Source organism: Fulvivirga imtechensis AK7, from assembly GCF_000331535.1.
Classification (GTDB): domain Bacteria; phylum Bacteroidota; class Bacteroidia; order Cytophagales; family Cyclobacteriaceae; genus Fulvivirga; species Fulvivirga imtechensis.
The window spans coordinates 1-21978 of record NZ_AMZN01000066.1 but is presented as its reverse complement, the minus strand read 5'-3'; the positions used below and the strand labels follow the sequence as shown (position 1 = coordinate 21978).

Here is a 21978-nt window from a genome sequence, read left to right as displayed (position 1 = left end):
CCTGAAATTCCTAAATAATTGTGAATAAACCAATTGAATGACGATTACTTGTAAACACATTCCTAAACGAAAAAATTGGCGGAATGATGTTTTTCTTCTATTTTTTCTCAAAAATGAGCACCGACCAATAGTTGCGGCTGTTCTTGTTAAGGAATTGAAGATGATTTTCCTCTGCTTTTTTGATCAAATCGGCCTCGTCCGATTCGTAAAATCCACTAAGCACTAAAGTGCCCCCTGGCGATAAATAAGAAACATAAGCACCCAGTTCCGCGAGAAGTACATTTTTATTGATATTGGCAAGGATAATATCAAACTGCCCCTGCAAACCAAGGGTACCAATAGTACCTTCTAAAACAGCAATATTCTCGCACCCATTAAGCACCACATTTTCGGGGGCATTTTCAATACTCCATGAATCGATATCATAGGCAATTACTTCTCTGGCACCTAGTTTAGATGCCATAATGGCCAATATCGCTGTACCACATCCGGCATCAAGCACACGCCTGCCTCTATGGTCGAGATCCATTTGTGTCTTAAGCATCAGATATGTGGTGGCATGGTGGCCTGTGCCAAAGGACATTTTAGGATTGATAATGATCTCATAAGGGTATGATTGATCTGAGGGATGAAATGTAGCCCTTACCAGGCACTGGTCGTCCACAATGATTGGGTCATAATTTTTTTCCCACTCTTCGTTCCAGTTTCGCGTTATTACTTCTTCCAGCTCATATGAAATGGTAGTAGCATCTTTATATCTGTCGACAAGGTCCTCCACCTCTTGCTCTGCGAATTTTTCTTTTTCGATATAACCCTCTACTCCCTCATCCGTCTCCATCATAGAATTATAGCCAAGCGCATCCAGCTCGGCTATAATAATTTCCTTAAAAGATTCAGAACAAGCAAACCTGACGCTTATAAAATCTACAGTACCCATTTCTACAGGATTAAAAAGATTTAATTATATCGGTAAAATCTCTGGACTTCAAAGAAGCTCCTCCGATGAGGCCTCCGTCCACGTCTTTGCAGGCAAACAGTTCTTTAGCATTATCAGGTTTGCAGCTACCGCCATAAAGGATAGGTGTTTTTTCGGCAATATCAGTTCCATACCTTTCCCCGATATACTCCCTAAGGGTGGCGTGCATTTCCTGTGCCTGATCAGAAGATGCTGTTTTTCCGGTGCCAATTGCCCAAATGGGTTCATAAGCGATAACCACTTTCGAAAATTGATCATCATGCAAATGAAACAGGCTGTCTTTTACCTGGTTACACACAAACTCATGGTAAAGGCCATTCTCACGTACTTCAAGGGCCTCCCCACAGCAAAAAATGGGTATAAGATCGTTGGCCAAAGCTATATCCACTTTACGTGCCAGTTGTTCGTTAGTTTCATTAAAATATTCTCTTCGCTCACTATGGCCTATGATCACATACTCAACTCCTACTGAGGCAAGCATTGGGGCAGAAACCTCTCCTGTATATGCTCCTGAAGTATGTTCACTGCAATTCTGAGCCGCAAGGTGAACCTTCTTCGTATCTTTAATCAGACTTTTGACCCTGGTCAGATGTACAAAAGAAGGAGCAAGTACAACAGTTACATCTCCACGTACTTCATCAGAGATCATGTTGATTATTTCTGAAGTAAGCTTCAGTCCCTCATCCAGGGTATTATTCATTTTCCAGTTTCCGGCTACAATTTTTTGTCGCATAGTTGATTTATCTGTTTTTGGTGCGCACAAAGATAATATTAATAATGTTTTTTAACTGATCCTGCTCCAGTTAACCACGGTTTTACGCATAGATTCGACCTGTGCCCTTACATTTCTGTTTTCAGGCCGTTCCAACTCAGGATCATCATTGAGTATGGCCAGCGCAGCACTACGGGCAGCCTGTAATATCTTCCCGTCCTTACCCAGGTCAGCTATCAATAGGTCCAGCACACCGCTTTGCTGTGTACCCATCAGGTCACCGGGGCCACGAAGTTGAAGATCGGTGTCTGCTATTTCAAAACCGTTGTTGGTTTTTACCATGGTGTCGATCCTTATTCGCGCCTCTTTACTAAGCTTATAGCTACTCATAAGTATACAGTATGACTGATCGGCCCCTCTTCCAACACGACCCCGCAACTGGTGTAGTTGGGCCAGACCAAATCTTTCCGCATTTTCAATAACCATTACCGAGGCGTTAGGTACATTCACCCCTACTTCAATTACGGTAGTGGCCACCATGATCTTAGTCTCTCCTTTGACGAAGCGCTGCATCTCATAGTCCTTAGCATCGGGCTTCATTTTGCCATGCACAATACTCACGGGTACATCGGGGAAGGAGCGGCAGATGCTCTCATAACCATCCATCAGGTGTTTGAGGTCCAGCTTTTCTGACTCTTCAATGAGAGGGTATACAACATATACCTGCCTGCCCTCCGCAATTTGCTCTTTCATAAAGCCATTCACCTTCAGCCGGTTGGCATCATAGCGATGCACCGTTTTGATAGGTTTTCTACCCGCAGGCAACTCATCAATTACCGAAACATCCAGATCACCATAAAGCGTCATAGCCAGTGTTCTGGGTATAGGTGTAGCTGTCATTACCAGTACGTGTGGGTAAAAATCCTTATTTTTCTGCCACAACCTGGAGCGCTGAGCCACGCCAAAGCGATGCTGCTCATCCACAATGGCCAGTCCGAGTTCTTTAAACTGAACAATGTCTTCAAGTAAAGCATGAGTGCCGACAATAATGTTTAAATCCCCTGACTTCAGATAGCTGTGAATAATTTTCCGCTCACTTTTTTTTGTTGATCCCGTGAGTAGAGCAATGGTTATCTCCATTTTGTCAGCGTATTCCTGTAGCCCCTGGTAGTGCTGACTAGCCAGGATCTCGGTAGGAGCCATCATCACCGCCTGGCACCCAGACCCCACCGCAAGGAGCATACAGATAAAGGCCACAATGGTTTTTCCACTACCCACATCGCCCTGAAGCAGCCTGTTCATCTGTTGGCCCGACTTCATATCGTGGTATATCTCTTTGATCACTCGTTTCTGAGCGGATGTAAGGTCAAAAGGCAGGTGTTCATTGTAAAACCGTGTCAACGCACTGGTATCCTGCAAGGGTTTGCCCTTAAACTTATCTATGCGGGCCAGCTTTAGCTTCAGCAACCGCAACTGAACATAAAATAGTTCTTCAAACTTTAGCCGGAACAGCGCCTTTTGCAAGGCATCAGCGTTTTCGGGAAAGTGTACGTTAAACAGTGCCTCTTTTTTAGACAAAAGACGGTATTCAGATTGTAAGTTTTGGGGTAGTGTTTCTTTTATACGACTTTCCGAGAGTTGCAACAGTACCCGCTGCAATTTGCTAATGGCCTTGCTATCCAGGTATTTCTGTTTCAGCCGCTCAGTGGTGTTGTAGACCGGGTGCAGATAGCTGATGCCATCGTTGTTATTGGTCAGAAGTTCGATTTCCGGGTGGGCTATGTTCAACTTACTGCCAAACATTGTTGGCTTACCGAAAACCATGTACTCTACACCAGGCTGTAATTTTTTCAGCACCCATTGAATTCCCTTGAACCATACAAGTTCGATCTCCCCTGACTCATCACGCAGGTAGGCCTTTAATCTCCTTTTTCTCGGAGGACCTGCAGCCTCGATATGCCGTACCCTTCCTTTAATTTGAACGTATGGCATGGAGCCATTTAGTTCATTGATTGGATAGAACTTAGTGCGGTCTTCATACCGGAAGGGATAATGCTGTATCAGATCTCCATAGGTAAAAATATTGAGTTCCTTGTTGAGTAGAGCAGCCTTTTGCGGCCCCACACCTTTTAGAAATTCTATTTTGGTATCAAAGAATCCCTGCATGGGTTCAGATTATGTCCTTAATTTTTAGTCTTTCTCTTAAGTCCTTTTTATTAGCAGGCAGATCACTTGTATCGATTGTCCATAGCCTATGATGGTCAACACCAAAATATTCATGAATGACAATATTCTTCAGGCCATACATTTGTTCCCTTGGCATCTGTGGGTACTTAGCCTTTATCTCCTTTGGAATGTTTTTTGAAGCTTCACCAGTTATTTCAAAATTCCTGACAACAGCATCAACAATAAGGTAGTTCTTTTCAAATTGGTCAAAAGACATATCGTGAACATACCCTTCGATCCTATTCCTGGAAACAAGCATATCTTTTAAGTAAAAGTCATACCTTCTGCTTGCCATTTAATAGCGAATTAATTTGGTTTGGTTAACAATTTCCTCTTTTAACTCGCTTCTCCATGCATTAAAAGACACCAGGTCCCCTTTAAGCTGAAGGGAACTCTCAAGGAAGCTTTTGAGATCAAAGGCCCACCCTAGCGGCTTTTTAAATGATACTAAAATATCTATGTCAGAATCCTTGGTATAATTTCCTGAAGAATAGGATCCAAAATATCCAATGTCGTCTACAAAGAACTTTGTAGAAAGAATAGGTTTCAATTGTCTTATTTTGCTTTCTATGATATCTGGAGTAAGCATCACACTAAAATAGCTAATTCTTTTCTGAATCTGAATTAGTCCACTCCAGTGTATTCATCATGTGTACAATGTCGATCTTCACATATTCGATGGCAGGTTTCAGCGAGTCATTTTGTACCCTTGTATTGAAGTAAAGCGCACCTCGCAGGAAGTTTTCCGTAGAATCCGTAGTGAAAAACTGAAATTGGCTGGGCACCTCGCCCTCAAGTTCAGCAAACACGACCGCTTTTCCGGAAGGAGTTGTTGAAATCGCTTCATCAATTGCATACGCCTTTATCTGATGTTTGGCTGTCAGAAAGTATGCATCGTTGAGATAGTCTTTCAGCGAATCCAGGCTATTAACCTGTTTATAGGTAACATGCACATTGGCTTTGATCTGGGGATAATATATCTCAACCCAATACCTGTCGGAGATCCATGATGTATCCTTTAACAACCGGGCATGCTTCGAATATTCAAATTGGTATGGAAGTGTATCCGGCAGGGGCTGGTATTCATGCGCAGGAAGAATAAACCTGTTGTAACCTTTCGGTTTGGGCACATAATCCTTTTCACAAGACCATAGTAACAAAAAGCCAACTGCCAACAACAATAGTTTACCTGTAGTCCTGATTTTCCTCTTCATTTTCCTTAACTAATACTCTGACCTTCTTTATGCGCTTGTTATCCACAGCCACTACCGTGAATACGAACTTGTCATAATAGATCTTTTCGCCTGTAGAAGGTAATTTTGAATTTATTTCGAGCAGCAGGCCTCCAAGAGACTCGCTCTCTCCCTTTATCTTTTCAAAAGTTCCGGGGGTTACATCCACAATTTTACTAAAGTCATTCAGTGTAGTACGTCCCTCAAAGAGGTAGGTATGCTGGTCGATTTTGCTATAGGCAATGTCCTCATCATCAAACTCATCATTAATTTCACCCACGATCTCTTCAATAACATCCTCCAGAGTGATTAATCCGGAAGTCCCTCCGTATTCATCTACAACTATTGCCATATGCACCCGTTTCTCCTGAAAATCTTTAAGCAGCGCATCAATCTTTTTAGTCTCAGGCACAAAAAATCCGGGTCTGAGTAGTTTACGCCAGTCAAAGTGCTCATCCTGCTCCACATATGGTAACAGGTCCTTAATATACAGTACTCCCTCTATATTATCAATAGTATCCGAAAATACGGGTATCCGCGAGAAACCTGATTTATTGATCTTATCCATCAGCTCGTGAAAATCCATGTCAAGGTCAAAAGCGGTAATATCCATTCTCGATTTCATCACCTGCTTTACAGTAAGAGTGCCAAAGTTTACAATACCCTTTAAAATATCTTTTTCTTCTTCAGTGGTCTCTTCGCTGGTAGTGGTCATTTCCAGTGCATGATGCAGCTCTTCTACTGAAATATCATACCCCTTCTTTTGAAATCTTTTTTCGATCACATTGCTGGTGGTCATCAGCAAAAAGGACAATGGCTTTAATATCGAATTCAGGAATTTCAAAAGTGGCGCTATAAACCGGGCAAAACTCAGGTTATTGGATGTTGCATATACTTTTGGTAATATCTCACCAAAGAATACTATGCCCAGAGTTGTGATGACGGTTAAAATTACTACCGGAGTACCCTCTGTTGTTTTGGAATTAACAATTTCCCACATGACAAACGTAGACAGTGTGACAATAGCTACGTTAACAAAATTGTTCATGATCAGGATTGTAGCCAATAGCTGCCTGGGGTGCTGGATCAGCGAGACGATCTTATGGTCATTGGGCCTGCTACTCTCTTTGCAATCGCTTACATCCTTTGCTGTCAACGAAAAAAAGGCAACTTCGGAACCACTTATCAATGCCGATAGGGCTAAAAGCAGCAGTAAAGTGACTCCACTGGCAATGTAAAACAGTGAATCACCGCTAAAGATTGCCGTTAACAAATATTCACTCGGGGGTTCTTCTACGGGTTCCAACACTTAGGATTTATTCCAAAAACTAGAAGGGGAGATCATCTGATTCATCCTCGATGGTAATATCTGCTGCTGCTTGCGAAGAAGATGCTGAACTCTGCTGATTACCAGGAGCTGAAGCCATACCGGTACTCTCAGAGCCGCTTTTAGGGCTAAGCATGGTCATGTTGTCACCTACAATTTCAGTGGTATATCTTGTTATTCCATCCTTCTCCCATGATCGTGTACGAAGTTTACCTTCTATGTACACCATGTCTCCTTTATTCAGGTATTTCTCAGCTACATCGGCAAGGCCCCTCCACAACACTACGTTATGCCACTCCGTCTGCTCTTTTCTTTCCCCGGTATTTCTATCTTTATAAACTTCGGAAGTAGCCACGGGAAAATTGGCTACTGAGGCTCCGTTCTCCAAATGTCTGACTTCAGGATCTTTCCCCAACCTTCCAACAATGATCACTTTATTTACTCCTGACATACTTGATAATTTGTTTTCAATGCAAAAATACTAATGTTTTATAAATCTAACTAAAAAATAGTATCATTCAAATAACGGCTGACTAAAACGGGTTTGGGTAAGTCATAAACCGCTTCCCGGTCATAAAGTTGTAATTCAAATTGAGGTAAAACAGTTTTCACAGGAGCATTTTCCTGTAACGAAACAGTGTAAAAGCGAGCAAATAACCGCCTGTGAGTAAGCACATGTCTGTAATCTTCACTTACCTCAACATCTTGTATATAAGGGTGAAGGTGATCCAACAATTCGTTATTTTCCAGCAACCAGCCATAATCGGTAAAAGCTTCGGATTCTACCATCAAATAATCATACAGACCCTGCCAAATATCCCCGTCTCCACGTTTCCTCATGGCCATGTGGTCCTTATATTTTAGTACTACATAATGAAAGTACCTGTTTTTCACCTTGACCTTCTTAGATTTGACAGGCAGCTCGTTTTGTTTATTATTTCTACGGGCGAAGCATTCGATATTAAATATGCATTGTGTACAGGCCGGATTTTTCGGGGTACACTGCAAAGCACCAAACTCCATTATAGCCTGGTTATAAATATCAGGATGAGTTTCAGGCATCAGTTCGGCAGCCAACTTTTCAAATACTTTCTGTCCGCGGCCATCAGCGATATCGGCATCAACTCCGAATATCCTTGACAGCACCCTGTACACGTTACCATCGATTACGGGTACCTTTTCCATGTAGGCAAATGAGGCAATTGCCGCGGCCGTATATTTACCGATTCCGGGTAGTTTAATTAACTTTTCGTAGGATTCGGGAAATTTCCCATCGAAATTTTCATGTACCTCCCTGGCGCACTTATGTAAGTTTCTCGCCCTGGAGTAATATCCTAAGCCCTGCCACAAGCGTAAAACAAATTGTTCATCGGCAACAGCTAATTGTTCTACGTTATTGAAATTATTTATAAATTTAAGGTAATAAGGCAATCCCTGAGCAACCCTGGTTTGTTGTAAAATGATCTCAGAAAGCCATATTTTAAAGGAATCACGGGTTTTTCTCCAGGGTAGATCTCTTTTGTTGACATTATACCACGAAATTAACTTTTCTATGAATTCTTTGTTATCCAAGTGTAAACCTTTTATCGTGCAATTGGCTGCTAAACAGGCGTTAGATTTTTTACATATTTAATTTTTAAATATCGCCATGCAGCCTAAATTTGTTGACCAATATACACCTAGTTAATTAATCGTAAATCAAAAAATACTATTATTCGTGACTAAAGCAGAAGTAATATCCGAAATATCAGACAAGACGGGCATCGATAAATCAGACGTAACCGTAACTGTTGAGGCGTTTTTTAATATCATAAAAGCATCTATGGCAGAAGGTAACAACATATATGTTCGTGGGTTTGGAAGCTTTGTAAATAAAAAGAGGAAAAAGAAAATTGCCAGAAATATATCCAAAAATACGGCAATCGTTATTGACGAACATTATATTCCAAGCTTCAAGCCGTCAAAAGTATTTATCGAAAAGATAAAGGCCAGTCATAAGGTAAAAGAGGTGAATGCATAATTAGTGTCTCTAAGAAAACGCCAATGTCTGCATTGCGCAGTCCCGGGAATGCTCGTCCCTACAACTGTACGGGACTACCGCTTTTTGGGACTTCATCCCGCCCTTTGGTGGGAACGTTTTCTTAAAGCCACCCGGAGTTTCTTACAAGCACTAATTAGGAACTTTGCTTTCAAATCTTAATGTTATCCTTGAACTTTGCATTGACTATTAAAAATATAAAATGCTAAAGACAAGGATAATATTGCTTATAAGTGCAGTAGTACTGGTAGTGCTCATCTTCAGCCTTCCTAAAGTTGTGATTGATAATGACCCTGATGAAATGGCGTCAAATACAACTGAGGCAGAAGCAACTGATAAAAGCCCTGATGCAGCAGCACCTGCAGAAGATAACGTGCATGACCAACAGCTATCTGTCGAAGCGCAGAAAGAGATCCAAAATTTAAAGGAAAAATTTGCTGCTAGTAAAAATATTGAAAAAAGTGTTATCTTTGCAGACTCTTTGGCGGAGCTGTATCTAAGTGTTAATAAATACGATAGTGCAGCTAAGTTCCTTGACATAATAGCTGAAAATAGTCCTGGCGAAGACAGTTGGCTTAGAGCCGGCAATGCGTATTATGAAGGCTTCACCTACTCTATGGAGCCTGCGAAGCGCACTGAGATGGCAACCAAAGCGCGGGAATATTTTGAAAAGGTGTTGAAAGACTCTCCTGACAGGCTGGACGTGAAAAACAAGCTGGCCATGACGCATTTATCGTCATCAAGTCCTATGAAAGGGATTATGATGCTTCGGGAGATATTAGAGCAGGATCCTGGCAATGAGAAAGCTTTGTTTAATCTCGGCGCTTTGTCTATGCAATCTAACCAGTACGACAAGGCTATCGAGCGGTTTAGCAAGCTGGTAGAGCTCTATCCTAACAATACACAGGCGCACTTTTTCCTGGCAGTCAGCTATATGGAAACCGGCAAAAAAGCTGCGGCCAAAGAGCACTTTGAAATAGTAAAACAACTGGATGATGATCCACAGCTACAAGCTACCGTGGATTCTTATCTGGAAGAAATTGAATAAATAAAATATTATTAACCGATCCCGATTTCCGGGAGTAAAAAATTAAAAATTATGCCTTGCGGTAAAAAAAGAAAAAGACATAAGATCGCTACTCACAAGAGAAAGAAAAGACTGAGAAAAAACAGACATAAGAAGAAGTAATTTGTAATAGCCCGGATTTCGGGCTATGCGTCTATACGCATCTTTGATTAAATAAAGTTTTAACCTCAAATTACATACATTTTGAGTAACGAATTGATCATTAATTCGACTCAAAACGGATGTCGTATAGCCCTATTAAAAGATAAAAGTCTTGTTGAGTTCCATCACGATGAGGATGGTACCCAGTTTAGTGTAGGAGATATCTACCTTGGAACCGTAAAAAAGGTTGTTCAGGGTCTTAATGCAGCGTTTATAGATATCGGATACGAGAAGGATGCATTTCTTCACTACCTTGATCTGGGGCCCAAATTTAGTTCTTTGCATGAATTTACGAAACGTGCGGTTTCAAAAAAGAACACCTCCAGCAGGCTGGAAAAATTTGGCTTAAAGCCAGATATAGACAAACATGGAAAGATTGGTAACGTACTTTCCAGGAATCAACAAATACTGGTACAGGTTGTAAAAGAGCCTATATCTACAAAAGGGCCGCGATTATCCTGCGAGTTGTCATTAGCGGGACGATATTTAGTGCTTGTTCCTTTTTCAAACACTGTAAACGTCTCCAAGAAAATAGGTAGCAGCGATGAGCGAAAAAGGCTTGTCAGGCTGGTATCTTCCATAAAACCCGAAAACTATGGTGTGATCATACGAACCGTAGCTGAGGGTAAAGATGTAAGAGAGCTGGATACAGATCTCCGAAACCTCCTAAATACGTGGCATGAAGGCGCAAAAGCGCTCAGAACTGCTAAGCCGCGTGAAAAAGTTATTGGCGAAATGAGCAAAGCATCGGCCATTCTGAGGGATGTGCTGAATGAGTCATTTGATAACATACACATTGATGACAAAGAAATATATGATGAGGTAAAATCATATATTAAAACTATTGCTCCCGATAAAGAGAAGATCGTTAAATATTACAACGGTAAATCCAAGATCTTTGAAAATTTTGGCATCGAACGGCAGATAAAGTCTGCTTTTGGCCAGTCGGTAAGTTTAAAAGGGGGTGGCTATCTGATCGTAGAACACACTGAGGCGCTTCACGTAATTGATGTCAACAGTGGAAATAAGTCTAACCGGGAGGAAGATCAGGAAGCTACTGCGCTGTCAGTAAACATTGAAGCTGCCAAAGAAATAGCCCGTCAGCTCAGGCTGAGGGATATGGGGGGTATCATTGTGGTCGATTTTATCGACATGAAGAGAGCTGAAAATAAAAAGCTCATCTATAAAAAGATTAAGGAAGAGATGGCTGCTGACCGGTCGAAGTTCACTGTGTTGCCCCTCTCTAAATTCGGCCTGATGCAGATCACGCGTCAGCGGGTGAGGCCGGAAATGAATATAGCCACAAAAGAGGTCTGTCCTACATGCCAGGGAACAGGGAAAATCAGCGCATCAATATTGGTGTCTGATCAGATCGAGAGGTCAGTTGACTACCTGATGACCAAACAAAATGACAGAGACATTACTGTAGTGGTGCATCCGTTTATCTATGCATACTTCACCAAAGGCACCCTTTCAAGAAGGCTTAAATGGTTTATGAAGTATTTCAAATGGATAAAAATGATTCAGGATTCGTCCATGGGTGTTACTGAATTTAAGTTTCTTAATAAATTCGGTGAAGAAATAGAGGTGAGTAATTTGCAATAAAGACGCCACTTTCTAAAAGCCGGTTATCACGCCTGTCTCAAGCTGTCTTGGGAAGGTATAAGAGGGATCTTACTAAGAAATAGAGTTTAGAACCTGATCTTAGTAAGATCCCTTTCTTCATTAAATGACTGTTGAGATGATTTAGACTTTCGAATGCGTCTTTCTTCGTGTCGACACAAATTCCATGGCATTTGTAGAAGTATAGTCCATCCCCTCTTCTGCGTTTGCCTCTATTCAATTATTAATTTATTTATGCCCATCACTTCTCCGTCCTGCACCAACGCTACATGGTACATACCTGCTGAAAGGTCGGTACATTGAACTAATACTTCGGCATCTCCAGGTGAAAGGTTTGAAATTGTTTTTTTCCATCTCCCCTGCATATCGAAAATCCGCAGTTGAACATTAGTCGCTTTTTTATTCGCCTTGTAAAGTACTTTTATCTCTTCCCGGCCCGGGTTGGGTAAAAGTTGCATATTTCGCGTATTGTCCGGGTGCTGTTGCTCATCAAATGCGTTGCCGGTAAGTTCTTCCGGGTTTCCGGTCAACAATGCCAATTGCTCTTTAATTTCTTTTAACTCATTCTTGTATAGATCAATTTCCTGCTGCTTTTGGCTCAGCTCCTGTATCGCCTTGGTGAGTAGAGGAATGATTTCAATATAGTTTATGGCCAGAGAACCATCAGCATCCTCTCTGACAAGTTCAGGCATGACTTTTTGCAGATCCTGAGCTATAAAACCATAGTGTTTTCCTGAGCTGAATGACATTCTCTCCTTACTTTTTTGCCTGAATTCATATGATTTTGGTTCAAATTTGTTAATCACCTCCAATGCTCCCTTTACCTTCTTTTCCTCATGCTTCCATTTTTTATCTGATGAAACCCAGAGGCCGGTAGCATAGGCATCGCCCATTACGTAGAGTTTATAAGAACTGCTCAACGAACCGCCTACTACAATATTCCGCGATGTAAAATCACCATATAGTAGTGTATTTGAGTAGGAATTGGCAAGGTAGAACTTATTAGAGCCGGTCTCATAGTAACCCGCTTGTTTGCCTATAAAAATATTGCCGCTCCCAATGGTATTTGTAGATCCTGCATGATAGCCCAGGTACACGTTGTCCGATCCGGAATTGTTTGAATTTCCCGCACTAAAGCCCATGAATAAATTACGTGCACCGCTATCATTACTTTGGCCTGTATTTACACCAACAAAAGTATTATGGTTGGCGTTGTTGTAATATCCGGAATGAGATCCTACGAAGACATTCGACTCTCCTGCTGCATTGCCACCGGTTTGATAACCGATAAATACATTCATTTTACCATCTGTCTTATTATGGCCTGCCATAGGCCCAAGGTATACATTATACGACCCCGTTTCATTCCCAAAGCCGGCATCATTACCGGCAAAAAGATTTTGTGTTCCCGTTTGGTTTCGATGCCCCGCCAGGTACCCGAGAAATGTATTATAATCTGCGCGGTTATTAGAGCCAGCGCTTCTCCCTATGGTGACATTGCCTCTACCACCTGAAGAATTATAACCCGCATAAGTGCCAATGGTTACATTATCGCTCCCACTGGCATTATTGAACCCTGCTACGTAACCGAGATACACGTTGTATGAGCCATCTGTATTATTCCTGCCACTGGAAAGGCCTAAAAAAACATTTCCCATACCGGAAACATTGCTATATCCGGAAGATGCACCTCCAAAGAAGTTATTGCCTCCTGAAGTGGTGTTGAATCCCGCATAGGTCCCAAAAAATGAATTGTTGTATCCGGTAACTTTATCGCCTGCATAATACCCAACAGATGTGTTTTGTGTTCCGGCATTACCTGCACCGGTGCCATATGCGGTATTTTGACCGTAGGTTTGCCATACCCACCAATTGGAAAGGATTAATGTAAATAGAAGTTTTCTCATAGTAACACATGTTTGTTGTCTACTGGCTTTGTGTAGAAAAACAAGCAAAGGTTACCGTTGCCTCGCAATGCTAAAGCTCGAAGAGCTCTATATAGTATCCGTCCGGGTCCTGGAGAAAGATCTGAATGGCTCCGTCAGGTCTGGGCTTTGGACCGGCAAAGGCTACTTCTTTTTCTTTTAGCCATTGCTCCGCTGCACTGGCTGATCTTATTTTCAACGCAAAGTGATGTCTTTTATGAAAGATAAGGTCTTCGGCACGATTGCCTATCAGGTGAAGTTCTTGCCGGCTCCCTAGCCTGAACCAAGCTCCGGGAAAGTTAAAATCGGGGCGAGGAAGCGGGCTAAGGCATAAAATACTTTTATAAAACTCACTGCTTACTTCAACATTTTTCACATAAATAGCCACATGGTTCAATTCTTCTATTTCTAACATTTTGTCGACTTGTTATTGACGTGAATTCGATATAAAATGCTTAAAAAAGGGCAGTCATCCTGACGTCAGGAAGGATCTTCCTAAGTTGTAATGGTATCCTTGAACTTAGTAAGATTCTTCGTACCTCCCCGAAGGCAAGTTCGGGACAGGCAGAATGACCTTAAAAAGAAAAGAGGTTTTTTAGGTCTGTTTGGATACGAATACAATTTAATCGGTTTTACTATATCGAACGCACGTCATTATTATTAAATGCAAAAGATATTAAAAAGATATTAAAAATGGTAAGTCGGCTTGGCAAGCCGACCTACTTAAAATATCACATTTATTTTCCTTCGACCACTTCACCTTTAACATAGAGCATCACCGGACTCTCTTTTGCATTAGATATCACAGTGATTCCTTTCTGAAATAAGCCAAGACTTTTTGCATTGTAAGTAGCCTTTATTTCACCAGTCTGTCCGGGAGGGATGGGCTCCTTTGTGAAGGCAGTAACAGTACAGCCACATGAACCTTTAACACTGCTAATAATCAAGGGTTCGGTACCTTTATTGGTAAACTGAAACACATGTTCTGCAGCCTGATCCTTCACAATTTTGCCGAAATCAAAAGTGCGCGATTCCAGCCAATTGATCTCAGCAGCCGGAGCTTTATTGGCCAAAGCCAGTTCCTGTGCATGGAGAGCAAGGGCCAGAAACGAAAACATCGAAATTAAAAAAAATCTTTTCATCATTTTAAGGTTTAAATTTTACAATTTGTTTAAGTTGTTTGTGGACCACATAAGCGAAAGCCAATTTCATTATATCTGCAGAATCTTTTTGTTAACAGGTTTGTAATAGTTGTTAACAAGATGTTAAAATCACACGAAGCAATTCTCTTTTTATTATTTTCATAAAATGAAGCGCAGTACAATACGGCTTTTGGTGGTACTAGCCACGCTCAGCGTGATAGGTATCTCTATCACCCAGGTATACTGGTTTAAGCAGGCATTTAACACAGAGGCAGACCGTTTTAACAGGGATGTCAGCACCGCACTCTTTAATGTCGCCAACCAGTTTTTTGAGATCAGCAATACTGCCATTCCGGCAAATAACCCTATCCGGCAGCTTTCAACCAATTATTACGTGGTGATGATCAATAACGAAATAGATGCCAACTTGCTGGAGTACCTGCTCAAGACAGAGTTTGAAAAAAGAAACCTGATCGCAGATTTCGAATATGGGATATACGACTGCAACAATGAAAAGATGGTATACGGAAGCTATGTTGCAATGAATAACAAAGGAAAACATGCGCCTGAGCCAGGTGCTCTGCCGAAGTGGGAAAACCAAAGCTATTATTTCGGAGTACAATTTCCCGATAAGGCCTCCATTATTACCAACCGTATGGGGGTATGGATCTTTTCCTCTGCCGTGTTATTGGTAGTGATCCTCTTTTTTGGTTATGCGCTCTTCATTATACTCAAGCAAAAACGCCTTTCGGAGATCCAGAAAGACTTTATCAATAATATGACCCACGAATTTAAAACTCCTATTTCAACAATTGCATTGTCTACCGAAGTATTAAAGAACCCAAATATCACCACACAGCCGGAGCGACTGCTCAACTACGCCACTATCATACAAAACGAAAATCAACGACTCAAAAAACAGGTAGAGCGGGTACTTCAAATGGCCAGCCTGGATAAAGAAGAGATAGCTTTGAAGAGAGAAAAACTGGATATTCACGAAGTTATTAATGATGCATTAAAAGGAGTGGCTGTCAATCTGGAAGAAAGGCATGGAATGGTAACTACCCGACTCAGCGCCACCAACACCAAAATAACCGGTGACAGGTTACATATCATTAATGTTTTTTACAACCTGCTGGACAACGCCATTAAGTATTCTAAAAATGCCCCGCAAATCAAAATACTCACTTATAATAAAAAGGACATCATTTACATTGAGATTACAGACTCGGGAATTGGAATGACATCCGATCAGCAAAAGAAGGTGTTCGACAAATTCTACCGGGTGCCAACGGGCAACTTGCATGACGTTAAGGGATTTGGTCTGGGATTGAACTATGTGCAGTTGGTAATAAAAGCGCATAAAGGAGCCATAGAACTTGAAAGCAAACCTGAAAAGGGTAGTACATTTAAACTTTGTTTGCACAATGCCTGAAAAAAGAATTCTGCTTGTTGAAGACGACCAAAACCTTGGCTTTGTCATTGAAGATAACCTTTCCATAAGCGGCTACAGCGTTACACGGTGCTATAATGGAGAGGAAGGGTTGGAGGCTTGTCAAAACAGTCGGTTTGATCTTTGTATACTTGATGTGATGCTTCCAAAGAAAGACGGCTTTACGCTAGCCCGTGAGATCAGAGCTTTCAACCAGCATATCCCCATATTATTTCTCACCGCCAAATCGATGCAGGAAGATAAGCTCGAGGGCTTCAGGACAGGTGCTGACGACTATATAACCAAGCCCTTCAGCATGGAAGAGCTGATGTACAGGATGCAGGTTTTCCTGAAACGCACAGGTTTGGGGTCTGAAAAGCCTGCCACAACCACCTACCAGGTGGGAGCATATCTCTTTGACTATGGAAATCTCACACTCACCAATGGCGACTTTCATAAAGATTTGACTCAAAAGGAAGCTGATGTGCTCAGGTATTTTTGCAACAATAAAGATGTAATAGTGCGAAGGGAAGATATACTCAGAGAGGTATGGGGAGATGACGACTACTTTCTGGGCAGAAGTATGGATGTATTTATTTCAAAACTGCGTAAATACCTGAAGCAGGACCCAGCCGTTGAAATCATAAATTATCACGGAATCGGATTTAAATTCCAGATCAAAATCTGAAACCTGTCAGCATCTGTATTCATTTTTCAATGATATTCCATATCTTCATTGCATCGAGCCCCTATTTCTGTGCTCAATAAAATACAACTAAAACCAACCCCAAAATGCAATGAAGAAAGTATTACTATGTTTTTCGTTTCTCGTAGTTGGCGTATCCTGGTGCTTCGGCCAGGGTGTGACAACAGCCTCGATAAGAGGTGAAGTAACAGATAACAACGGCCAAGGACTCCCCGGAGCGACAGTTATAGCGCTCCACGAGCCTACAGGCACACAATATGGCACCTCCACAAGAGCTGATGGCAAATACAACCTACCTAACCTGCGAGTAGGTGGGCCATATACAGTAAAGGTAACTTATATCGGATATGCAGAGCAGCAAAAGGAAGGCATCAACCTGCTATTAGGTCAGGTGTTCGAACTCAACTTCAATCTGGATGAGGATGTTCAAACATTGGGTGAAGTAGTTATTAGCGGCAATAATGAGACCTTTAATAGCGATCGCACCGGTGCTGCCGAGGTTTTTGACAACTCTCAGATCAGAAAACTACCCACCATTACACGTTCGGCCAGCGACATTTACCGTTTGACTCCTTCTTCTGATGGTAATTCATTTGCAGGAAGAAACGATCAGTACAACAATTTTTCTCTTGACGGATCTATCTTCAACAACCCCTTTGGGCTTGATGCCGCCACCCCGGGAGGACAAACAGATGCTCAGCCTATCTCACTGGATGCTATAGATCAGATACAAGTAGCCGTGGCTCCCTATGACGTTACGCAATCCGGGTTCACGGGCGCATCTATTAATGCAGTGACTAAGAGCGGAACTAATAATTTTTCGGGTACTGTTTTTGGGTTTTACAGGTCGGATGCATTGACTGGTGAAAAAGTGAAAGATGAGGAAATATTTGTTCCCGACTTAACCCAACTTCAAACGGGCTTTAGTATCGGGGGGCCAATAATAAAAGATAAGCTGTTCTTTTTTGCCAATATGGAGATTGAAAGACGCGAGGACCTCGGATCAAGTTTTATAGCTAAAAACGGACCGCAGGACCAGATCAATGAATCAAGGGTTGAGGAATCAGATTTTGTAGCTGTACGGGATGCTCTGAGAAGCGTTGGCTATGAGCCCGGACCATATCAAGGGTATAAGCATGACACAGACAATCAGAAAGGGATTATTAAAATTGACTGGAATATCAATAATGATCACACACTTACCGCAACTTATAATTTTTTGGATGCAACTAAACAAAAACCAGCCCATCCCAATGCGATAGGGAGAAGAGGGCCGGATGCCACTACCTTACAATTCAGGAATTCCGGGTATGCCATAAATAACAAAATACATTCCGGACTACTGGAATTGAAATCAAGATTCTCGAATAAAACTGCGAATAAACTTCAAGTCGGGATGACCAAATTTAAGGACAGCAGAGATCCTTTCAGCGCACCATTTCCAGTATTGAATATCAATAAGGATGGCATCCGATATATTGTAGCGGGTCATGAGCCGTTTTCAATCCACAACAGGCTTGACCAGGACGTGTTTCAGGTGAATAATAACTTTGACATCTACATAGGTGTGCATTCAATAACTGTGGGTGGATCATTTGAAAAATTTAAGTTTGACAATTCCTTCAACCTGGGTGTATATGAACCTTTCGGTTATCCTTATCCGGGTGGAACTTTCGGACCAGGCTTCAACAGCGTGCAAGATTTTGTTGACTATGTAGCCGCCGGATTGCTTGGGCCGGTGATAGATCACGCTGAAAACACCTTTAATACAAATAATGCTAATGACAGTTGGGCTCTGGCAGAAACCAATGTAGGTCAATTTGCACTTTATGCACAAGATAGGTGGGATATATCTGAAAACTTCACCCTAACTTATGGATTAAGAATGGATATGCCTCTTTATTTTAATACTGACAAAAAAATACAAGAAAATATTGAGAGGAAGGGAGGCACTATTGATGAGGGAGGTTCTTATGCTCCTGATGTAGTATATTATGATGAAGATGGGAATCCGGTACGGTTTAACCACACGGACCTCCCCGATCAAACGCCTTTGATCTCACCACGAGTAGGATTTAACTGGGATATACATGGAAACAAAAAACTTCAACTGAGAGGTGGTTCGGGATTGTTTGCCGGGAGGTTTCCGTTCGTATGGGTTGGTAACCAGGTAGCCAACCCCGACTTTTTCTTCTATACAATGACTGAAGATGACTTTAAGTTTCCCCAGGTGTGGAGAACCAGTGTAGGAGTAGACCAGAGGCTTGGTGATGGATGGATAATTACGGCAGATCTTGCCTATACCAAAGATATCAATGCCATGATGGTAAGAAATTATGGCCTTCGATTACCGTCTGGCGAACTAAGTGGTGTTGACAACAGAGCGATTTACGAAAACACGGACAGGGCTCAGGGGCCGTTTGGAGGAGCAACAAACGCTTATGTATTTACCAACACCGATGAAGGTAGAAGCTTTAATGGAACTTTGGAGCTAAAGAGAAACTGGACTAACGGCTTGTATACCAGCATTGCCTATAATTTTCTTGATGCGAAAGATGCAAGTTCGATAGAGGCAGAGATCTCCGGTGATGCATATGATCGAAATCCGGCTATTGGGCATGTCAATAGAGCGCGGTTAGCTCCCTCTCTATATGGTAATAAGCACAGAGTGGTTGGGAACGCCAATAAAACTTTTACTTATGGTGGTAACTGGTCAACCACTGTTTCAGTATTCTTTGAATATGCTAAAGGAGGCAGGTTCAGTTATACATACTCCGGTGATATCAACAATGATGGTTCGGGATTGAATGACCTTATTTATATCCCCACAGATAATGAAATCGACAATATGGCTTTTACAGGTAGCGCTGCAGAGCAAGCAGCTCAAAGATCCGCTTTGAAGGCTTTCATAAAACAGGACGATTACCTTAATGACAATCGGGGGGAATATGCTGAAAAATATGATGCTCTAAGCCCTTGGTATTCACGTTGGGATTTCAGGACGCTGCAGAATTATAAGTTGAACAATGGCCATTCAATCGAATTTAGCATAGACATTCTTAATATTGGCAATTTGATTAGCTCTGAATGGGGTGTGAGAGAATTTCCAACTAACACTCAGCCTATTGGTGTCAGTGTGGTCGATGGAAATCCAACCTACTCATTTGACACTAATCTAACCGATAGCTTTACTTCTGATACAAGCTTACAATCCAGATGGCAAATGCAATTTGGACTCAGGTATAGTTTTTAGAAAGAATACTCCAACAGCTTAGGATGACGTCTCAAAAGCCTACTTTGGGGCGTTATCCTGAACTCAGCATCCCCTGCTTGAGTTTCGACCATACTTTATAGGGGATCCTCAATCAAGTTTTGGTATAATGAGCCGACTGTAGTGACCTTCTATTATTAACGCTAAATTTAATAGTAATTACTAAAATTTTTAGTATATTTACAATATGAATGAAGGCTATCATAAAGGCAGGGGCGCACAGATAAAAACGACCAATCCGTTTTTAAAACAGGAATATGTTGCCGAGCATATAGAAGGACTAGATGAAGAGCTGCTTCCTGAAAAAATTGTAACACAGGTTTTCTATGAAACCCCTAAAAAGGTTGTTAACCGGGTAGAAAGTCCTGATGTTGGCATGGCGTATTCGCTCAATCCTTACCAGGGTTGTGAGCATGGCTGTATCTATTGCTATGCAAGAAAAACACATGAATACTGGGGATATAATGCAGGGTTAGATTTTGAGACAAAGATAGTGGTTAAGAAAAATGCTCCCGAGCTCCTTGAAAAGCAGCTTCTGCAAAAATCTTGGAAGCCAGTACCAATTATGCTATCAGGAAACACAGACTGCTATCAGCCGTTGGAAAGAAAGCTCGGCATTACCAGAAAGCTGTTGGGGATCTTTTTGAAATACCGCCACCCGGTGGGAATCATCACCAAGAACGTAACTATCCTCCGGGACCTGGACATTTTGACTGAGCTGGCCAAAGACCGCCTTGTGCACGTAGTATTCTCGATCACAACACTTGACGAAAAACTGAGGTCTTTGCTGGAACCACGCACAGCCAGCGCTGTAAAAAAACTGCATGCTATTGGCGAGCTTTCCAATGCCGGCATACCCGTCACCATTATGAACGCCCCCATTATACCCGGACTTAACCACTACGAGATACCTAAAGTGATCAAAGCAGCAGCCGAGCATGGTGCCTTAAGCGCAGGATATACAATAGTCAGGCTAAACGGATATATTGGAGAAGTTTTTGAAGACTGGCTAACAAAGAATTTCCCGGATCGCTTCAATAAGGTCTGGAATCAGATATGCGAGGTGCATGGTGGCCATGTCAATGACAGCCAATTTGGAAGAAGAATGCGTGGAGAAGGTAACATTGCGGATATCATTGCACAACTATTCAACTCCTCCCGCGATAAATATATGGCCGGTAGAGAAATCCCTCCTTTTGATGTCTCCAAGTTTCGTAGGGGTGGTAACTACAGCCTTTTCTAGGCCCAAGCTACCAAACCGGCAAAAACTTCATTAAATTTAACTGATATGTCGCCTGGCTTTCGTTTTGTGTGAAACAAAGCGCCTCCAAAACCAGTTTAGCTTTCTATATACCAATAAATACGATATGAAACTGATGTTCAGATCTTTAGTAATTGTTCTCTCATTTTGCAGCCTTATATTTTGTACTGCCAAGGAAAATTCAACCCAGGATGCAACGAAAAGACATATTGACTCTGGGATACTTGCCCGGCTTGACACTGCTATCTTTGCCAGTGGGTGCTTCTGGTGTACGGAAGCAGTTTTTGAAAGGATTAAAGGTGTTGAAGATGTGGTATCCGGTTACAGTGGAGGAACTAAATCGAGTCCAACTTATGAAGAGGTAAGCGCAGGCCTTACCAACTATGCCGAGGCAGTTAGGGTGCTATATGATCCGCAGGTGGTGACCTACCTTGAGTTGGTAGAAATGTTTTTCGCATCTCATGATCCAACACAGCTCAACCGTCAGGGCCCCGATATTGGCAAGCAATATCGCTCCGCTATATTTTACAAAAATGAATCAGAGAAGTCGACTGCAGAAGAGGTGATGCAAAAACTAACCAATTCAGGGAAATACGATAAGCCTATTGTAACTGAAATCACAAAATTCACATCATTTTATGAGGCGGAAACCTACCATCAGAACTATTATGAACTTCATCCTGATCAGCCTTATGTAGCTTCAGTATCACGGCCAAAGGTGGAAAAGTTTATGAAAGAATATAAGCACAAGCTTAAGGAGAAGTATAGGTGAAGCCGGAAGTCAGAAGACCGAAGTTTAGATAGTTAGATATGAGATATGAGATTTGAGATCTGGGTATTGGGTCGTGAGTCTTGAGTGGAAGACGAGTTTGCATCGAA

Annotated in this window: 20 protein-coding genes; 8 read left to right on the top strand and 12 right to left on the bottom strand. The window is 41.8% G+C overall.

The window, feature by feature from the left end; all coding sequences use genetic code 11:
- Positions 1-97: 97 nt before the first annotated feature.
- From prmA to mutY, 9 genes are read right to left on the bottom strand one after another with little or no spacing between them, the layout of a single operon-like run.
- Complete coding sequence (gene prmA / locus C900_RS18685) at positions 98-937, bottom strand: 50S ribosomal protein L11 methyltransferase (RefSeq protein ID WP_009581725.1); 840 nt, start codon at positions 935-937, stop codon at positions 98-100.
- Positions 938-947: 10 nt separating this feature from the next.
- A complete protein-coding gene (tpiA, locus tag C900_RS18680; protein WP_009581724.1) occupies positions 948-1709 on the bottom strand; it encodes a triose-phosphate isomerase in 762 nt (253 codons plus the stop codon).
- A gap of 51 nt (positions 1710-1760) precedes the next feature.
- The gene (gene recG / locus C900_RS18675) at positions 1761-3854 is read right to left on the bottom strand and encodes an ATP-dependent DNA helicase RecG (RefSeq protein WP_009581723.1); all 2094 of its coding nucleotides are present in this window, start codon (positions 3852-3854) and stop codon (positions 1761-1763) included.
- 4 nt (positions 3855-3858) lie between these two features.
- Positions 3859-4209 (bottom strand): HepT-like ribonuclease domain-containing protein, encoded by a 351-nt coding sequence (locus C900_RS18670; RefSeq protein ID WP_009581722.1) that lies wholly within the window; start codon positions 4207-4209, stop codon positions 3859-3861.
- Positions 4210-4503, bottom strand: coding sequence for a nucleotidyltransferase family protein (locus C900_RS18665; protein ID WP_009581721.1), 294 nt, complete (start codon positions 4501-4503; stop codon positions 4210-4212).
- A gap of 13 nt (positions 4504-4516) precedes the next feature.
- Positions 4517-5128 carry a gliding motility lipoprotein GldD gene (gene gldD, locus C900_RS18660; RefSeq protein ID WP_051052900.1) on the bottom strand — a complete coding sequence of 204 codons (612 nt, stop codon included), beginning with the start codon at positions 5126-5128 and terminating at the stop codon, positions 4517-4519.
- Positions 5100-6452, bottom strand: coding sequence for a gliding motility-associated protein GldE (gene gldE / locus C900_RS18655; protein WP_009581719.1), 1353 nt, complete (start codon positions 6450-6452; stop codon positions 5100-5102). The genes gldD and gldE overlap by 29 nt, the downstream gene beginning before the upstream one ends.
- Before the next feature lie 22 nt (positions 6453-6474).
- Complete coding sequence (locus C900_RS18650; RefSeq protein ID WP_009581718.1) at positions 6475-6924, bottom strand: single-stranded DNA-binding protein; 450 nt, start codon at positions 6922-6924, stop codon at positions 6475-6477.
- A gap of 50 nt (positions 6925-6974) precedes the next feature.
- Positions 6975-8045 (bottom strand): A/G-specific adenine glycosylase, encoded by a 1071-nt coding sequence (gene mutY / locus C900_RS18645; protein WP_009581717.1) that lies wholly within the window; start codon positions 8043-8045, stop codon positions 6975-6977.
- 145 nt (positions 8046-8190) lie between these two features.
- Between mutY and C900_RS18640 the strand changes: the two genes are divergently transcribed.
- From C900_RS18640 to C900_RS18630, 3 genes are all read left to right on the top strand, one after another.
- A complete protein-coding gene (locus C900_RS18640) occupies positions 8191-8493 on the top strand; it encodes an HU family DNA-binding protein (protein WP_009581716.1) in 303 nt (100 codons plus the stop codon).
- A 220-nt stretch (positions 8494-8713) separates the two neighbouring features.
- Positions 8714-9559 carry a tetratricopeptide repeat protein gene (locus tag C900_RS18635; RefSeq protein WP_009581715.1) on the top strand — a complete coding sequence of 282 codons (846 nt, stop codon included), beginning with the start codon at positions 8714-8716 and terminating at the stop codon, positions 9557-9559.
- Between the two features lie 222 nt (positions 9560-9781).
- Entirely contained in the window at positions 9782-11344 is a 1563-nt protein-coding gene (locus C900_RS18630) for an Rne/Rng family ribonuclease (protein WP_009581714.1), read from the top strand.
- A 230-nt stretch (positions 11345-11574) separates the two neighbouring features.
- Here C900_RS18630 and C900_RS28670 read toward each other — a convergent pair whose 3' ends face one another.
- The 3 genes from C900_RS28670 to C900_RS18615 form a co-directional block, all read right to left on the bottom strand.
- Positions 11575-13269 (bottom strand): tail fiber domain-containing protein, encoded by a 1695-nt coding sequence (locus C900_RS28670; RefSeq protein WP_009581713.1) that lies wholly within the window; start codon positions 13267-13269, stop codon positions 11575-11577.
- Positions 13270-13339: 70 nt separating this feature from the next.
- Positions 13340-13702 carry a VOC family protein gene (locus C900_RS18620; RefSeq protein WP_009581712.1) on the bottom strand — a complete coding sequence of 121 codons (363 nt, stop codon included), beginning with the start codon at positions 13700-13702 and terminating at the stop codon, positions 13340-13342.
- Positions 13703-14024: 322 nt separating this feature from the next.
- Complete coding sequence (locus tag C900_RS18615; protein WP_009581711.1) at positions 14025-14432, bottom strand: DUF1573 domain-containing protein; 408 nt, start codon at positions 14430-14432, stop codon at positions 14025-14027.
- 163 nt (positions 14433-14595) lie between these two features.
- On the opposite strand from C900_RS18615, the gene C900_RS18610 reads away from it, so the two are divergent.
- The 5 genes from C900_RS18610 to msrA all read left to right on the top strand — a co-directional run bounded on the left by C900_RS18610 (position 14596) and on the right by msrA (position 21871).
- Positions 14596-15864 carry a sensor histidine kinase gene (locus C900_RS18610; RefSeq protein ID WP_040497089.1) on the top strand — a complete coding sequence of 423 codons (1269 nt, stop codon included), beginning with the start codon at positions 14596-14598 and terminating at the stop codon, positions 15862-15864.
- A complete protein-coding gene (locus tag C900_RS18605; RefSeq protein ID WP_009581709.1) occupies positions 15857-16549 on the top strand; it encodes a response regulator transcription factor in 693 nt (230 codons plus the stop codon). Before C900_RS18610 ends, C900_RS18605 begins: the two co-directional genes overlap by 8 nt.
- 109 nt (positions 16550-16658) lie before the next feature.
- A complete protein-coding gene (locus tag C900_RS18600) occupies positions 16659-19820 on the top strand; it encodes a TonB-dependent receptor (protein ID WP_009581708.1) in 3162 nt (1053 codons plus the stop codon).
- Positions 19821-20025: 205 nt separating this feature from the next.
- Positions 20026-21081, top strand: coding sequence for a PA0069 family radical SAM protein (locus C900_RS18595; RefSeq protein ID WP_009581707.1), 1056 nt, complete (start codon positions 20026-20028; stop codon positions 21079-21081).
- A gap of 124 nt (positions 21082-21205) precedes the next feature.
- The gene (gene msrA / locus C900_RS18590; RefSeq protein ID WP_009581706.1) at positions 21206-21871 is read left to right on the top strand and encodes a peptide-methionine (S)-S-oxide reductase MsrA; all 666 of its coding nucleotides are present in this window, start codon (positions 21206-21208) and stop codon (positions 21869-21871) included.
- Positions 21872-21978: the final 107 nt, after the last annotated feature.

Bases quoted from the DNA above. Each gene is read 5' to 3' on its own strand.
- C900_RS18635 (WP_009581715.1), top strand. From the start codon at position 8,714: ATGCTAAAGACAAGGATAATATTGCTTATAAGTGCAGTAGTACTGGTA.
- C900_RS18605 (WP_009581709.1), top strand. From the start codon at position 15,857: ATGCCTGAAAAAAGAATTCTGCTTGTTGAAGACGACCAAAACCTTGGC.
- C900_RS18610 (WP_040497089.1), top strand. From the start codon at position 14,596: ATGAAGCGCAGTACAATACGGCTTTTGGTGGTACTAGCCACGCTCAGC.
- C900_RS18595 (WP_009581707.1), top strand. From the start codon at position 20,026: ATGAATGAAGGCTATCATAAAGGCAGGGGCGCACAGATAAAAACGACC.
- C900_RS18650 (WP_009581718.1), bottom strand. From the start codon at position 6,924: ATGTCAGGAGTAAATAAAGTGATCATTGTTGGAAGGTTGGGGAAAGAT.
- recG (WP_009581723.1), bottom strand. From the start codon at position 3,854: ATGCAGGGATTCTTTGATACCAAAATAGAATTTCTAAAAGGTGTGGGG.
- prmA (WP_009581725.1), bottom strand. From the start codon at position 937: ATGGGTACTGTAGATTTTATAAGCGTCAGGTTTGCTTGTTCTGAATCT.
- C900_RS18670 (WP_009581722.1), bottom strand. From the start codon at position 4,209: ATGGCAAGCAGAAGGTATGACTTTTACTTAAAAGATATGCTTGTTTCC.
- C900_RS18665 (WP_009581721.1), bottom strand. From the start codon at position 4,503: ATGCTTACTCCAGATATCATAGAAAGCAAAATAAGACAATTGAAACCT.
- C900_RS18600 (WP_009581708.1), top strand. From the start codon at position 16,659: ATGAAGAAAGTATTACTATGTTTTTCGTTTCTCGTAGTTGGCGTATCC.
- tpiA (WP_009581724.1), bottom strand. From the start codon at position 1,709: ATGCGACAAAAAATTGTAGCCGGAAACTGGAAAATGAATAATACCCTG.
- C900_RS18620 (WP_009581712.1), bottom strand. From the start codon at position 13,702: ATGTTAGAAATAGAAGAATTGAACCATGTGGCTATTTATGTGAAAAAT.
- gldD (WP_051052900.1), bottom strand. From the start codon at position 5,128: ATGAAGAGGAAAATCAGGACTACAGGTAAACTATTGTTGTTGGCAGTT.
- msrA (WP_009581706.1), top strand. From the start codon at position 21,206: ATGAAACTGATGTTCAGATCTTTAGTAATTGTTCTCTCATTTTGCAGC.
- C900_RS28670 (WP_009581713.1), bottom strand. From the start codon at position 13,269: ATGAGAAAACTTCTATTTACATTAATCCTTTCCAATTGGTGGGTATGG.
- C900_RS18615 (WP_009581711.1), bottom strand. From the start codon at position 14,432: ATGATGAAAAGATTTTTTTTAATTTCGATGTTTTCGTTTCTGGCCCTT.